Here is a 15,057-nt window from a genome sequence, read left to right as displayed (position 1 = left end):
AGTGGAACGTCGTAGCCTCCTGCGTGCGGCCGTCCTCGGCGGCACATCGGCCGCTCTGGGCGGAACCCTGTGGCGCGGGGCCGCGTACGCGGCCCCGGCACAGCCCGGCACCGGCCCCTACGGGCCGCTGGGTTCCCCGGACACCAACGGCATCAGACTCCCCGCCGGCTTCACCAGCCGCGTCATAGCCCGGTCGGGCCAGCGGGTCGGGACCACGTCGTACACCTGGCACAACGCCCCGGACGGCGGCGCTTGTTACGCCGACGGCACGGGCTGGATCTATGTCTCCAACTCCGAGATCAACCCCTCGGGCGGCGCGAGCGCGGTGACGTTCTCGTCGACGGGCGCGATCACCGGCGCGTACCGCATCCTCTCGGGCACCCGCCAGAACTGCGCGGGCGGCAAGACGCCGTGGAACACGTGGCTGTCCTGCGAGGAGGTGTCCCTCGGCTACGTCTACGAGACCGACCCGTGGGGCGTGAACGCGGCGGCGCAGCGCGCGGCGATGGGCCGCTTCAAGCACGAGGCGGCGGCGGCCGACCCGGTGCGCAGGGTGATCTACCTGACCGAGGACGAGACGAACGGCCGCTTCTACCGCTTCGTCCCGACGACCTGGGGCGACCTGTCGTCCGGCACACTCCAGGTGATGGTCGCGGGCAGCGCCACCAGCGGCTCCTTCACCTGGACCGACGTCCCCGACCCGGACGGCTCCCCCACCGCCACCCGCTCCCAGGTCTCCGGCTCGAAGTCCTTCAACGGCGGCGAGGGCTGCCACTACGCGAACGACACGGTCTGGTTCACCACCAAGGGCGACAACCGCGTCTGGCAGCTCAACCTCCTCGACCACACCTACGAGCTGGCCTACGACGATTCCCTCGTCAACGGCACGGCCCCGCTCACCGGCGTCGACAACATCACCGGCACCTCCTCAGGCGACCTGTTCGTCGCCGAGGACGGCGGGAACATGGAGATCTGCGTGATCACCCCGGACGACGTCGTCGCCTCGTTCCTGCGCATCGACGGCCAGTCGGCCTCGGAGATCACCGGCCCCGCCTTCTCCCCGGACGGCACCCGCCTCTACTTCTCCAGCCAGCGCGGCACCAGCGGCTCGTCCTCGGCCGGCATCACGTACGAGGTGACGGGCCCGTTCCGCTCGTAGCCGACGAGGCGGGCTTCACGCAACCATCACAAGTTGGCCACTCCTTCCTCACGCCGGGCCGCCCGGTCCTACGGTCATCCCCTCACGTACCAGCCCTGGGGGGATGACCATGACCCATCCGTACACCGGCCCGTACCCCGCACCGCCGCCGGTGCCGCAGCCCGGCGGACCGGCACCCCGCTGGGCCCGGAAGCGCTACGCGCTGCCCGCCCTCGGGCTGGCCCTGTTCATCGGCATCGGCATCGGCGCGAGCGGCGGGAAGACCACGGACGACGCGAAGCCCGCGTCCGCCGAGCCCCGGCCGACCGTCACGGTCACCACGACGGCCACCGCCACCGCGACGCCGCCCGCGAAGGAGCCGGAGCCCGCTCCCACCGTCACCGCCACGAAGACCGTCAAGGTCACCACCACGGTCACCGCACAGCCGGCGGCGGGCGGCGGGTCCGACGACGGTGGCTCCGGGGGCGGCGCGGACGTGTACTACGGCAACTGCAGCGAGGTCCGGGCCGCCGGGGCCGCCCCCATCCACCGGGGTGAGCCCGGGTACGCCTCCCACCTGGACCGGGACAACGACGGGGTCGCCTGCGACATCTGAGCCCGGCGTGCCGGTGACCATCGGCGGGCCCGGCCGTTCCACCGTTCGGGGCAGTTCGTTCCGGGCTGCCCAGCCGACGGAAGGAACACCGTAGTGGACACGACCGTGCCCGCCCCGAACGCGCCGGGTGTGCTGCCCCGTGCCGAGTGGGTCAAGACGCTGCCGCAGACCATCGTCGCGTCCTGCGTCCTGCTGCTCGACACCGAGGACCGGCTCCTGCTGCTGCGCTACGCCGGGGGCCAGCCCGCCGCGGGCCTCTGGGGGCTGCCCGGCGGCATGCTCGACCACGGCGAGGACCCCGTCGGCGCCGCCCGGCGCGAACTGCACGAGGAGACCGGCATCGTCCTGGAAGAGGACCTGCGGTTCATCGGGTACGACCACCGGGCGGATGTGCTGGGCACGGGGCCGGTGATCGACTTCTACTTCCACGGCGGCAGGCTCCCGGCCGGGCAGCCCGTCCGGCGCAGCTCGGAGCACGACCACCACGGCCTGTTCGCCCTCGCCGACCTGGAGTCCACCCCGCTGGCGACCGGGCTGCCCACGCTCGCCGCCCTGCTGACCGCGGCCCGCACCGGCACGGTCGTGTGCCTGCGCGACGGCCTGCCGCGGTGACCGTCGCCGGGCCCTGAACGGAACGCGGGGACGGAACGCGCGAGAGCGGGGCGGCACCTCCGCACAGGTGCCGCCCCGCTCTTCCTCGTGCGCCGGAGCCGCCGCGATCGGTGAGGGTCGGGGACCGCCGACGGCTCCGGGTTCTCTACCCCCGGGTCAGCGGTGGTCGCTGCCCTGGGACTGGACCGCCGCCCGGCCCGCCTCCAGGCGGGCCACCGGGATGCGGAACGGGGAGCAGGAGACGTAGTCGAGTCCGACCTCGTGGAAGAAGTGGACCGACTCGGGGTCGCCGCCGTGCTCGCCGCAGACGCCGAGCTTGAGGTCGGGGCGGGTCTCGCGGCCGGCCTTGGCGGCCAGCTTCACGAGGGAGCCCACGCCGTCCTTGTCGATCGTCTCGAACGGGGAGACACCGAAGATGCCCTTCTCCAGGTACGCCGTGAAGAAGCTCGCCTCCACGTCGTCCCGGCTGAAGCCCCACACCGTCTGGGTCAGGTCGTTCGTGCCGAAGGAGAAGAACTGCGCCGCCTCGGCGATCTGACCGGCGGTCAGCGCGGCACGCGGCAGCTCGATCATCGTGCCGATGGACAGCTTCAGCTGCGTGCCCGAGGCCGCCTCGACCTCGGCGATGACCGCGTCGGCCTCCTCGCGCACGATCTCCAGCTCCTGCACCGTACCGACGAGCGGGATCATGATCTCGGCGCGCGGGTCGCCCTTGGCGGCCTTGCGCTCGGCCGCGGCCTCGGCGATCGCGCGGACCTGCATGGTGAACAGGCCGGGGATGACCAGGCCGAGACGCACACCGCGCAGACCCAGCATCGGGTTCTGCTCGTGCAGGCGGTGGACCGCCTGGAGCAGGCGCAGTTCGTTCTCGTGCGGCTCCTGGCGGGACTCGGCGAGGGCCACGCGGACGGACAGCTCGGTGATGTCCGGGAGGAACTCGTGCAGCGGCGGGTCCAGGAGGCGGACGGTGACCGGGAGGCCGTCCATCGACTCGAAGAGCTGGACGAAGTCCTGCTTCTGGAGCGGGAGCAGCTGCTTGAGGGACTCCTCGCGTTCGGTGTCCGTGTCGGCCAGGATCAGCCGCTCCACCAGCTCGCGCCGGTCGCCGAGGAACATGTGCTCGGTGCGGCACAGGCCGATGCCCTGGGCACCGAAGCGGCGGGCGCGCAGCGCGTCCTCGGCGTTGTCGGCGTTGGCGCGCACCCGCAGGCGGCGCTTGCGGTCGGCGAAGGCCATCATGCGGTGGACGGCCTCGACGAGCTCGTCGGCGTCGTCGGCGCCCGGGTGCATCCGGCCCTCGAAGTACTCCACGACCGGCGACGGCACGACCGGTACCTCACCGAGGTAGACCTTGCCGGAGGAGCCGTCGATGGAGACGACGTCGCCCTCCTCGACGACGTGCCCGCCCGGCACGGTCATCCGGCGGCGCTTGGTGTCGACCTCCAGCTCCTCGGCGCCGCAGACACAGGTCTTGCCCATGCCGCGCGCGACGACGGCCGCGTGGGAGGTCTTGCCACCGCGGGAGGTCAGGATGCCCTCGGCGGCGATCATGCCGTCCAGGTCGTCGGGGTTGGTCTCGCGGCGGATCAGGATGACCTTCTCGCCGGACCGCGACCACTTCACGGCCGTGTAGGAGTCGAAGACGGCCTTGCCGACGGCCGCGCCCGGGGAGGCGGCGATGCCACGGCCGACCTGGGAAACCTTCGCGTCCTCGTCGAAGCGCGGGAACATCAGCTGCGCGAGCTGGGCGCCGTTGACGCGGGTGAGCGCCTCGGCCTCGTCGATCAGGCCCTGGTCCACCAGCTGGGTCGCGATGCGGAAGGCCGCGCCCGCGGTGCGCTTGCCGACGCGGGTCTGGAGCATCCACAGCACACCGCGCTCGATGGTGAACTCGATGTCGCAGAGGTCCTTGTAGTGGTTCTCCAGCGTCTCCATGATCTGCATCAGCTGGTCGTAGGACTTCTTGTCGATCTGCTCCAGCTCGGCGAGCGGCACGGTGTTGCGGATGCCCGCGACGACGTCCTCGCCCTGTGCGTTCTGGAGGTAGTCGCCGTAGACGCCCTGGTGGCCGGAGGCGGGGTCGCGGGTGAAGGCTACGCCGGTGCCGGAGTCGGGGCCGAGGTTGCCGAAGACCATGGAGCAGACGTTGACCGCGGTGCCGAGGTCGCCGGGGATGCGCTCCTGACGGCGGTAGAGCTTGGCCCGGTCGGTGTTCCAGGAGTCGAAGACCGCGTGGATGGCGAGGTCCATCTGCTCGCGCGGGTCCTGCGGGAAGTCCCGGCCGGCCTCGGTCTTGACGATCTTCTTGAACTTGGTGACGAGCTTCTTGAGGTCGGCGGCCTCCAGCTCGGTGTCGACCGTGACCTTCTTGGCGGCCTTGGCCGCGTCCAGCGCGTCCTCGAAGAGCTCGCCGTCGACGCCCAGGACGGTCTTGCCGAACATCTGGATGAGGCGGCGGTAGGAGTCCCACGCGAACCGGTCGTCGCCGGCCTGCTTGGCCAGGCCCTGCACCGACTTGTCGGAGAGGCCGATGTTGAGGACGGTGTCCATCATGCCGGGCATGGAGAACTTGGCGCCCGAGCGCACCGACACCAGCAGCGGGTCGTCGGCCTGGCCGAGCTTCTTGCCCATGCGGGCCTCGAGCGCGTCGAGGTGTGCACTCACCTCGTCACGCAGTGCCGCCGGCTCCTCGCCGCTCTCCAGGTAGACCTTGCAGGCCTCGGTGGTGATGGTGAAGCCGGGAGGGACCGGAAGGCCCAGGTTCGTCATCTCCGCGAGGTTCGCGCCCTTGCCACCGAGGAGGTCCTTGAGGTCCTTGTTGCCCTCGGTGAAGTCGTAGACGAACTTCACGCCCTCAACGCTGGTGCCGTGCTCAGCTACCTGAAGATCTTTGTTTTCCGACACGGGTCTCGACTCCTCGAGGACGCGGTGGCTGCCCTGACGGGCAGGAACATACCCAGATCAAAGGCGTCTGGGTACGTCCACTCGTGCGTCATGCGCCTGTAACCACTCGTCCGCCAGCGGATCGAAAGTCAAGGCTGAGCAAGCGATCGCAGCCGCATGTTTTCACTTCTTGAACGCAAGAGCCTTCCTGAGGCTCACCAATCGCTCATCTGAGCGGAGTTTCCGCACATTTGATTTCGCTCGATGAACGATCAAAGGGTGGCACTCAGTGCCACCCTTTGGAGAAGTGCAGCCGCTCAAGATCCGCTCATCTGAGCGCAACCCTTATCAGGGGTGGCGAGAATCACGCTGCCACAGCCGCCGGGATTTCACCATGCGGACGCGTCCCGGGACCGAAACACGGCCGTCACACCCCGAGCACACGCAGCCGCTCCTCGACCCGCTCGGGCGCGTAGAGGTGCTCCACGACCATGGCACCGGCTCCCACCAGCGCGGCCCGCTCACCCAGCCGCGCGGTGACCACCTCCAGGTGGGCCGTGGAGCGGGGCAGCGCCCGCTGGTACAGCAGTTCGCGCACCCCTGTCAGGAAGGGAGTTCCGGCCAGATCCCCGGCGATCATCAGCACGCCGGGGTTGAGCAGCGTCACGACCGTCGCGAGGACGTCCCCGACCCGGCGCCCGGCCTCCCGGGCGAGTCCGACCGCCTCCGGGTGCCCGGACGCCAGCAGATCCCGTACGTCCGAGCCGGAGGCCGCCGGCACCCCGGCCTCCGCCAGCCGCCGCGCCACGGCGCCGCCACTCGCGACGGCGGCCAGGCAGCCGTAGGAACCGCACCGGCACAGCGCCTCGGCGCCCTCCGGCACCCGGATGTGCCCGATGTCGCCGGCGCCGCCGTCGATGCCCCGGAACAGCGCGCCGTCCACCACGACCCCGGCGCCGATGCCGGTGGAGACCTTCACCAGCACGAAGGCGGAGCAGTCCGGGTGGCCGGTGCGCTGTTCGCCGTAGGCCATGAGGTTGGCGTCGTTGTCCACCAGCACCGGCACCCCGGCGGCGCCCGCGTGCTCGGTGAGCGCCCGGGCCATCCGGGTTCTTATGTCGTAGCCGTCCCAGCCGGGCATGATCGGCGGCTGGACGACACGGCCGGTCTCGGTGTCGACCGGGCCGGGCAGCGCGAGCCCGACCCCGCAGACCGCCTCGGCGCCGTGCCCGGTCTTGACCAGCAACTCGGCGAACCAGCCGCCGAGTTCGCCGAGCACGGCGTCCGGTCCGTCCTCGATGACGAGGGTGCCCGCGTGCTCGGCGAGGATCTCGCCGCTCAGCGACAGCACGGCCGCCCGGGCGTGCCGGGTGTCCAGGTCGGCGGCCAGGACCACCGCGTGCTCGTCGTCGAACTCCAGGGTGATGGAGGGCCGCCCGCCCAGCGGGGAGTCGACCGGCCCCCCGGCGCCCTCGCGCAGCCAGCCCGCGCGGAAGAGCCGGTCCAGCCGCTGCCCGACGGTGGCCCGGGACAGTCCGGTCACCTGCTGCAGGGCACCCCGGGTCACGGCGCGTCGGCTGCGCACCAGTTCGAGCAGGTCGCCGGCGCTCGCCTGACCCGCGCCTCGTCCGGTTCTCCCGGGCTGTCCGGTCATGCACACCCCCTTGTGTTTCCCAACCTTGCCTTACATAGTGGGTTTTGCGTGTTAAATAGACGTAACCCCACCGTAGCCGCAGCCGAACCAGCCGGCCGGACGTCTTTCCGGAGAGCCCCGAGTGGACCGCATCGCCCAACGCGCCCCGCGTCCCCCAGGACGCACCGTTGCATACGAACCGCCCGGCACCGCGCCGCCCCTGCACGTGAGGGCCGCCGCCGTGCTGGAGGCCGGCTGGACGGGGACGTCCACGGTGCCCTCGCGCGGCCTGTACCCGCACCAGTGGTCGTGGGACTCGGCGTTCATCGCGATCGGCCTGAGGCACCTCTCGCCGTTACGGGCCCAGACCGAGCTGGAGACGCTGCTGGCGGCCCAGTGGGCGGACGGGCGGATCCCGCACATCGTCTTCAACCCCTCCGTCCCGCTCGACGCGTACTTCCCGAGCCCCGACTTCTGGTGCTCGTCGACCGCCGAGCGCACCGCCGGAGCCCCGCGCACCGTACAGACCTCCGGGATCGTGCAGCCACCGGTCCACGCCCTGGCCGCGTGGCTGGTGCACCTCGCCGACCCGGGCCTGTCCAGGGCGCGCGGCTTCCTCACCCGTGCGTACCCCCGGCTGGCCGCCTGGCACGACTACCTCCTGCACCGGCGTGACCTCGGCGGGGGCGGGCTGGTGTCCGTGGTGCACCCCTGGGAACAGGGTATGGACAACAGCCCCTGCTGGGACCGCCCGTTGTCCCGGGTCACCCCCGCCCCGGCCCGCTCCTTCCGCCGCGCCGACCTCGACCACGGCTCCCCCGAGGACCGGCCGACGGATCTGGACTACGGGCGGTACGTGCGGCTGGCGGCCGACTACCGGGACCGCGGATACGCCGACGGCCCCGGCGACTTCGCCGTGGAGGACCCGGCGTTCAACGCGCTGCTCGCCGCCTCCGAGTACGCCCTGGACCGGATCGCCCACGAGCTCGGCGTGACCGGCGCGGCGCGGCGGGACCGTGCGGAGTGCCTGACGGCGGCCCTGGTGGAGCGGCTGTGGGACCCGGCGGCGGGGATGTTCCTGTGCCGGGACGTGCGCGCCGGGGAACTGATCCCTCAGCGCGGTGTCTCCGGGCTGATCCCCTTGCTGCTGCCGGCCCTGCCCCGCGGCCTCGCGGCCACCCTGGTCCGCACGATGTGCGGCCCGCACTTCGGCCTCGGCGGCACGACCCGCCTGGTCCCGAGCTACGACCTGCTCGGCGAGGCCTTCGACCCGCACCGCTACTGGCGCGGCCCGGCCTGGTTCAACACCAACTGGCTGCTGGAGCGCGGGCTGCGTCGGCACGGCGAGCGCGGCCGGGCCGACGCCCTGCGCAAGGGCATGCTGCACACCGCCGGCGCCTCCGGCTTCGCGGAGTACGTCGACCCGTACACGGCACAGGCCTGCGGCGTCACCGGCTTCGGCTGGACCGCCGCGCTCACACTCGACCTGCTGCACGACCGGCCCGCACGGGGCAGGAACGGCCTCACGGCGATCAAGGGAGAGGACCCGGCATGACGGACCGGCATCATCTGCTCGTGCACGGCCGGACGTTCGCCGCCGTCGGCGATCGCGGCGACATCAGCGGCTACCGGGGCGGCAGCGCCCCGGACGGCATGTTCGTACGGGACGCCCGGCATCTGAGCCGGTGGCAGCTCACCGTCGACGGGGCGGTGCCCGACACACTGACCCCGGTGGCCGACGGGGACACCGCGCGCTGCGTTCTCGTCCCGCGCGGCGGCCGCGACGAACCGCCCGCGTACACGCTCTTCCGCGAACAGGCCGTCGGGGACTCCTCGTTCGTGGAGTCGCTGCGCGTCACCAGCAACCGCCCGGTGCCGACGACGGTCCACCTCGCGGTCACCGCCGACGCCGACTTCACCGACCAGTTCGAGCTGCGCTCCGACCACCGCACCTACACCAAGGCCGGGGCCGTCCGCTCCCGCCACACGCTCACCCACGGTGTGGAGTTCGCCTACCGGCGCGGCGAGTGGCGCTCCGTCACGACCGTGACGGCGGAGCCCCGGCCGGACGCCGTGGAGGAGACCGGCACCGGCGCCCGCCGTCTGTCGTGGACCCTGGACCTCGAACCGCACGGCACCGCCGAGCTGACCCTGCGGGTCATGGCCCGCCCGCACGGCGACCGGCGCGCCCTGCGCGTGCCCCGTTCCCCCGCCGCCGCCCGGGAGCAACTGCGCGCCCGGGAGGACGAGTTCGTCGAGGGTGTGGCCTTCCCGGAGGGGTGGCCCGAGCTGGCCGCCGCCTGCACCCGGGGGCTCGCCGACCTCGCCGCCCTCCAGGTCCCGGCGACCGGCCCGGACGGCGAGGAGCTGCGCGTCCCGGCCGCCGGCGCCCCCTGGTTCCTGACCCTGCTGGGCCGGGACGCCCTGCTGACCTCGCTGTTCGCCCTGCCCTACCGGCCGCGGCCGGCCGCCGCCACCCTGGCCGCGCTCGCCGCGACCCAGGCCACCGGGACCGGCCCCGACGGGATCGCCCAGCCCGGCAAGATCGTGCACGAGGTACGCCACGGAGAACTGGCCCACTTCGGCCAGGTCCCCTACGGCCGCTACTACGGCTCGGTCGACGCCACCCCGCTGTTCCTCGTCCTGCTCGGCGCGTACACCGAGCACACCGGCGACACGGGCCCGGCCCGCCGCCTCGAACCCCACGCCCGGGCCGCCGTCACCTGGATGCTCGACCACGGCGGCCTCACCTCGCGCGGCTACCTCGTCTACCGCGCCGACCAGGGCGGCCTCGCCAACCAGAACTGGAAGGACTCCCCCGGCGCCATCTGCTCCGCCGAAGGCACCCGCCCGCACGGCCCGGTGACGGCCGCGGGCGCCCAGGGCTACGCCTACGACGCCCTGCGCCGCACGGCGGGCCTCGCCCGCACGGTGTGGCAGGACACCACGTACGCCCACCTGCTGGAGCAGACGGCCGGCGACCTGCGCGACCGTTTCCAGCGGGACTTCTGGATGCCGGAGCAGTCCTTCCCCGCCCTCGCGCTGGACGGCCGGGGCAAGCAGGTCGACGCGCTGGCCTCCGACGCCGGGCACCTGCTCTGGTCGGGGCTGCTGGACAAGGAGTACGGCGAACTCGTCGGACGGCGGCTCCTCGAGGCGGACTTCTTCTCCGGCTGGGGCGTGCGCACCCTGGCCGCCGGGCAGCCGGCGTACCACCCGCTCTCGTACCACCGCGGCTCGGTCTGGCCGCACGACAACGCGCTGATCGCGCTGGGCCTGGCCCGCTACGGGCTGCACGACGAGGCGCGCGCGATCGCCCGCGGTCTGGTCGACGCGGCGGGCGCGACCGGCCACCGGCTCCCGGAGGTCCTGGCGGGCTACGGCCGCGACACGCACCCGGAGCCGGTGCCGTACCCGTACGCGTGCGTGCGTGAATCCCGTTCCGCGTCCGCCCCGTTGGCGCTGCTCACTGCGGTCGGCGTGGTCTGAGGGCCGGTTGGTCAGCCGTTTGCCGGGTGTTTGCCGAGCGCTGGCCCGGCGGGCTGAACACACCTGGCGGACGCACCGTAGGGAACAGTGGCGGACCCGCACCCCCACCCGGGTCCGCCACCTCACCGGTTCCGTACGGGAAGGACCTCCGGGTGCCTGTCTTCACACGCTCCAGCGATGCGTCGCAGCCGGGCGACGGCGTGTCCGAGGCCGAGGAGGAGCAGGCGGGCGGGGAGAGGGGGGAGGACGAGAGAGAGGCAGCGGCGGCATCCGGTCCGGGCCCTGCCCCCTCACGAACGCTGCTCGGGCACCGCCTCACTCGCCTCCGCGCCTGGCGCGCCCGCCACCCCCGGACCGCCCGCGCCCTCCGCCTCGCCACCACCGCCCTCGCCGCCGCCCTGGTCCTCGGGGCGCTGCTGCTGCCCAACACCCTCCCCGCCCTCAAGGCGGCCGGCTTCGCGCGGATCCCGGCCGAGGCGGTCATCGGGGCCGTCGTCGTGCTGGCGCTGCCGCGCCGGCCCCGGCTGGTGGCGGCGGTGCTGTACGGGCTCGGTCTCACCGTCCTGACCACGGTGAACCTGCTCGACATGGGGTTCAACGAGTACCTGGGCCGGGGTTTCAACGCCGCGCTCGACTGGGATCTGCTGCCCGACGCGCAGGCGTACGTCGAGGACACGCTGGGCGGGGGCGTCGCGACCGCCGTCACCGTCGGCGCGGTGGTGCTCGTGCTGCTCGTGGCGGCCGTCATGGTCGCGGCGACGATCCGGCTCGCGCACGTGCTGGCCCGCCACCGGGTGCGGGCGACCAAGGGCGCCCTGATCGCCGGCACCGTCTGGGTCACCTGCTCCGCACTGGGCCTGACGCTGTTCGGCGGCCCGATCGCCTCCGAGCGCGGGGCCGGTGCCCTCCGGGTGCACGCGCAGCGGACGGTGGAGTCGCTGCGGGACGAGGCCGCGTTCGCGCGGCAGTCGAAGGCGGACACCTTCGGCAACACCCCGCCCGGCGAACTCCTCCCGGACCTGCGCGGCAAGGACGTGATCTTCACGTTCATCGAGAGCTACGGCCGCAGCGCCATCGAGGACCCGGTCATGGCACCCGGCGTCGACCGCACCCTGGACGCGAGCACCGCCGCCCTGGAGAAGGCCGGGTTCGCCGCCCGCAGCGGCTGGCTGACCTCGGCGACGTACGGCGGCAGCAGCTGGCTCGGCCACTCCACGACCATGTCCGGCCTGTGGATCGACAACCAGCGGCGCTACCGCACGGTCAGCGCCGGCGACCACCTCACCCTCACCAAGGCCTTCCAGAAGACCGGCGCCTGGGACACGGTCGGCGTCATGCCGGGCGTGCAGAAGGGCTGGCCGGAGGAGAAGTGGTACGGCCTCGACAAGCTCTACGACGCCTTCGACCTGGGCTACGAGGGGCCGAAGTTCAGCTGGTCGACCATGCCCGACCAGTACGCGCTGGAGGCGTTCCAGCGGCAGGTGCACGGGAAGAAGCGGGACAAGCCGCTGATGTCGTTCGTCATCCTGACCTCCAGCCACCAGCCCTGGGCTCCCATCCCGAGGATGGTCGGCTGGGACGAACTCGGCGACGGTTCGGTCTTCGACGCGATCCAGAAGGCGGGCAACAAGGCGTCGGACGTCATCACCGACACCACCAAGTCCCGCGAGGAGTACGGCAAGTCCATCCAGTACTCGGTCACCAGCCTCACCCAGTGGCTGGAGCGCTACGGCACCGACGACACCGTCCTGGTGTTCCTCGGCGACCACCAGCCCATCGCCCGGGTCAGCGGGAACGGCGCCAGCCGGGACGTGCCGGTGTCGATCGTCGCGAAGGACCCGAAGGTCCTGGACAAGGTCGCCGACTGGAACTGGACGGAGGGCCTCAAGCCCGACCGTGACGCGCCCGTGTGGAAGATGAGCTCCTTCCGCGACCGCTTCCTCAAGGCGTTCGGCTCCACACCGCGCCCCTCCAAGGGCTGATCAGCCGCCCGAGGTGTCGAGCTCGGCGTCCTCGCCGACCCCGGCGCAGTCGTAGGGGTCCTTCAGCCAGCCGTCCGGCAGCACCACGCGGTTGTTGCCGGACGTGCGGCCCCGGGGCCCGTCGGCGCCGGTGGGCCAGGACTGGTCGAGGTCCAGCTCGTCCAGACCGGAGCGCAGTTCCTCCAGGGACGAGGTGATCGCGAGGCGTTTGCGCATCTCGGAGCCGACCGCGAAGCCCTTCAGGTACCAGGCGACGTGCTTGCGGAAGTCGATCACGCCCCGGGCCTCGTCGCCGATCCACTCCCCGAGCAGGGTGGCGTGCCGGACCATGACGTCGGCGACCTCGCGCAGGGCGGGGCGGGCGATGTCCTCGGTGCGGCCCTCGAAGGCGGCGACCAGGTCGGAGAAGAGCCAGGGCCGCCCCAGGCAGCCGCGGCCCACGACCACCCCGTCGCAGCCGGTCTCGCGCACCATCCGCAGGGCGTCCTCGGCCGACCAGATGTCGCCGTTGCCGAGCACCGGGATCTCCGGCACGTGCTCCTTCAGCCGGGCGATGGCGTCCCAGTCGGCGGTGCCGCCGTAGTGCTGGGCGGCGGTGCGGCCGTGCAGGGCGATGGCGGTGACGCCCTCCTCGACGGCGATCCGGCCGGCGTCGAGGAAGGTGATGTGGTCGTCGTCGATGCCCTTGCGCATCTTCATCGTCACGGGCAGATCGCCGGCGCCGCTGACGGCCTCGCGCAGGATGGCCCGCAGCAGGTTCCGCTTGTACGGCAGCGCGGAGCCGCCGCCCTTGCGCGTGACCTTGGGCACGGGGCAGCCGAAGTTCAGGTCGATGTGGTCGGCGAGGTCCTCCTCCGCGATCATGCGGACGGCCTTGCCGACGGTCGCGGGGTCCACGCCGTACAGCTGGATGGAGCGGGGGCGCTCACTCGCGTCGAAGTGAATGAGCTGCATGGTCTTCTCGTTGCGCTCGACCAGCGCCCTGGTCGTGATCATCTCGCTGACGAACAGGCCCTTGCCGCCGCTGAACTCCCTGCACAGGGTGCGGAAGGGCGCGTTGGTGATCCCGGCCATGGGGGCCAGGACGACGGGGGGCCGGACGGTGTGCGGACCGATCTGGAGGGGCGTGGACATGCCTCCATTGTGCCGTGCAATGAGAGGACACAATTCATTAGTTAGCAACACTATCGAAGTCGGCTACGATGGTCCGCATGCCCGAGCTCAGCCCCCGCCGCCGCATGCTGGTGCTCGCGATCTGCTGCATGAGCCTGCTGATCGTGAGCCTCGACAACACGGTCCTGAACGTGGCCCTGCCGTCCATGCAGCAGGACCTGCACGCGAGCACCTCGGGCCTGCAGTGGACGATCGACGCGTACACGCTGGTCCTCGCCTCCCTGCTGATGCTCGCGGGCTCCACGGCCGACCGGATCGGCCGCAAGCGGGTCTTCATGGCGGGCCTGGTCGTCTTCACCCTCGGTTCGGTCCTGTGCTCCCTCGCGCCGAACCTGGAGGCGCTGATCGCGTTCCGGATGGTGCAGGCGGTGGGCGGCTCGATGCTCAACCCGGTCGCCATGTCGATCATCACCAACACCTTCACCGACCCGCGCGAGCGGGCCCGGGCCATCGGCGTCTGGGGCGCGGTCGTCGGCATATCGATGGCCGCCGGCCCGCTGGTCGGCGGGCTCCTGGTCGACTCCGTCGGCTGGCGCTCCATTTTCTGGATCAACCTGCCGGTGGGCCTCGCGGCCCTGCTGCTCACCCTGCGCTTCGTGCCCGAGTCCCGCGCGCCGCGCGCCCGCCGCCCCGACCCCGTCGGGCAGGTGCTGGTGATCGCGCTGTTCGGCTCGCTCACGTACGCGATCATCGAGGCGCCGAGCACCTCGTTCGGGTCGATCGCGCCGCTGGTCGTCGTCGCCCTCGCCGCCCTCACGGGGCTGCTCGTCCACGAGCCGCGCCGCAAGGAACCGCTGATCGACCTGCGCTTCTTCCGCTCGGCGCCGTTCAGCGGCGCGACGGTCATCGCCATCAGCGCGTTCGCCGCGCTCGGCGGCTTCCTGTTCCTGTCGACGCTGTACCTGCAGAACGTCCGCGGACTGACCGCCCTGGAGGCGGGCCTGTGGATGCTGCCGATGGCGGTCCCGACGTTCCTGTGCGCGCCGCTGTCGGGCCGTCTCGTGGGCACGCGCGGCCCGCGCCTGCCGCTGCTGATCGCGGGCTTCGCGATGACGACGAGCGGTGTCCTGTTCGCCGCGTTCGAGGCCGAGACCTCCAACGTCACGCTCTTCGCCGGTTACGTCCTGTTCGGCATCGGCTTCGGTTTCGTCAACGCGCCCATCACCAACACGGCGGTGTCCGGCATGCCGCGCGCCCAGGCGGGCGTCGCCGCCGCGGTCGCCTCCACGAGCCGGCAGCTCGGGCAGACGCTGGGCGTGGCCGTGGTGGGCGCGGTCCTCGCCTCGGGCGTCGGCTCCTCCTCGTACCGGGAGGTGTTCGTGTCCGCGGCCCGGCCCGGGTGGTGGATCCTCGCCGTGTGCGGGTTCGCGGTGCTGGCGCTGGGAGCGGTGACGAACGGGCGGTGGGCCCGGGGCACGGCCGAACGGGCCGCGCGGCGCCTGGAGTCGGCGGAGGTGCGGGACGCGGTGGTGACCGCGGACCGCTGACTGTCGGTGCCGTGCGCTTCTGTCCGCCATGGAGCTCACACAAG

General features: G+C 72.2%; 10 protein-coding genes. 7 read left to right on the top strand and 3 right to left on the bottom strand.

Features of this window, described 5'->3' with window-relative positions; all coding sequences use genetic code 11:
* Position 1 precedes the first annotated feature (1 nt).
* From IE153_RS07925 to IE153_RS07915, 3 genes are all read left to right on the top strand, one after another.
* On the top strand, positions 2-1,159 hold the full coding sequence (locus IE153_RS07925; RefSeq protein ID WP_189589021.1) for an alkaline phosphatase PhoX: 1,158 nt from the start codon (positions 2-4) through the stop codon (positions 1,157-1,159).
* Positions 1,160-1,268: 109 nt separating this feature from the next.
* Positions 1,269-1,754, top strand: a complete 486-nt coding sequence (locus IE153_RS07920; protein WP_189589020.1) for an excalibur calcium-binding domain-containing protein — start codon at positions 1,269-1,271, stop codon at positions 1,752-1,754.
* A gap of 93 nt (positions 1,755-1,847) precedes the next feature.
* Positions 1,848-2,366, top strand: coding sequence for an NUDIX hydrolase (locus IE153_RS07915; RefSeq protein WP_189589019.1), 519 nt, complete (start codon positions 1,848-1,850; stop codon positions 2,364-2,366).
* A gap of 156 nt (positions 2,367-2,522) precedes the next feature.
* Here IE153_RS07915 and ppdK read toward each other — a convergent pair whose 3' ends face one another.
* Together ppdK and IE153_RS07905 are read right to left on the bottom strand one after the other, a co-directional pair.
* Positions 2,523-5,270 (bottom strand): pyruvate, phosphate dikinase, encoded by a 2,748-nt coding sequence (ppdK, locus tag IE153_RS07910; protein ID WP_381457029.1) that lies wholly within the window; start codon positions 5,268-5,270, stop codon positions 2,523-2,525.
* Positions 5,271-5,676: 406 nt separating this feature from the next.
* Positions 5,677-6,903, bottom strand: a complete 1,227-nt coding sequence (locus tag IE153_RS07905) for an ROK family protein (RefSeq protein ID WP_189589018.1) — start codon at positions 6,901-6,903, stop codon at positions 5,677-5,679.
* Positions 6,904-7,024: 121 nt separating this feature from the next.
* Between IE153_RS07905 and IE153_RS07900 the strand changes: the two genes are divergently transcribed.
* From IE153_RS07900 to IE153_RS07890, 3 genes are all read left to right on the top strand, one after another.
* Positions 7,025-8,437 carry an MGH1-like glycoside hydrolase domain-containing protein gene (locus IE153_RS07900; protein WP_189589017.1) on the top strand — a complete coding sequence of 471 codons (1,413 nt, stop codon included), beginning with the start codon at positions 7,025-7,027 and terminating at the stop codon, positions 8,435-8,437.
* Positions 8,434-10,371: an amylo-alpha-1,6-glucosidase gene (locus tag IE153_RS07895; RefSeq protein ID WP_189589016.1), complete on the top strand. Its 1,938-nt coding sequence runs from the start codon at positions 8,434-8,436 to the stop codon at positions 10,369-10,371. The genes IE153_RS07900 and IE153_RS07895 overlap by 4 nt, the downstream gene beginning before the upstream one ends.
* Before the next feature lie 152 nt (positions 10,372-10,523).
* A complete protein-coding gene (locus IE153_RS07890) occupies positions 10,524-12,353 on the top strand; it encodes a sulfatase-like hydrolase/transferase (protein ID WP_189589015.1) in 1,830 nt (609 codons plus the stop codon).
* Here IE153_RS07890 and dusB read toward each other — a convergent pair whose 3' ends face one another.
* Positions 12,354-13,487, bottom strand: a complete 1,134-nt coding sequence (gene dusB, locus IE153_RS07885) for a tRNA dihydrouridine synthase DusB (protein WP_189589014.1) — start codon at positions 13,485-13,487, stop codon at positions 12,354-12,356.
* Positions 13,488-13,564: 77 nt separating this feature from the next.
* On the opposite strand from dusB, the gene IE153_RS07880 reads away from it, so the two are divergent.
* Positions 13,565-15,013 carry an MFS transporter gene (locus tag IE153_RS07880; RefSeq protein ID WP_189589013.1) on the top strand — a complete coding sequence of 483 codons (1,449 nt, stop codon included), beginning with the start codon at positions 13,565-13,567 and terminating at the stop codon, positions 15,011-15,013.
* Positions 15,014-15,057 lie beyond the last annotated feature (44 nt).

The organism is Streptomyces massasporeus (genome assembly GCF_014648995.1).
Taxonomy (GTDB): domain Bacteria; phylum Actinomycetota; class Actinomycetes; order Streptomycetales; family Streptomycetaceae; genus Streptomyces; species Streptomyces massasporeus.
The sequence above is the reverse complement of the archived record's forward strand: the minus strand, read 5'-3'. Positions and strand labels throughout refer to the sequence as shown.

Coding starts and splice junctions, on each gene's coding strand:
- IE153_RS07920 (WP_189589020.1), top strand. CDS start 1,269: ATGACCCATCCGTACACCGGCCCGTACCCCGCACCGCCGCCGGTGCCG.
- IE153_RS07880 (WP_189589013.1), top strand. CDS start 13,565: ATGCCCGAGCTCAGCCCCCGCCGCCGCATGCTGGTGCTCGCGATCTGC.
- IE153_RS07905 (WP_189589018.1), bottom strand. CDS start 6,903: ATGACCGGACAGCCCGGGAGAACCGGACGAGGCGCGGGTCAGGCGAGC.
- IE153_RS07895 (WP_189589016.1), top strand. CDS start 8,434: ATGACGGACCGGCATCATCTGCTCGTGCACGGCCGGACGTTCGCCGCC.
- dusB (WP_189589014.1), bottom strand. CDS start 13,487: ATGTCCACGCCCCTCCAGATCGGTCCGCACACCGTCCGGCCCCCCGTC.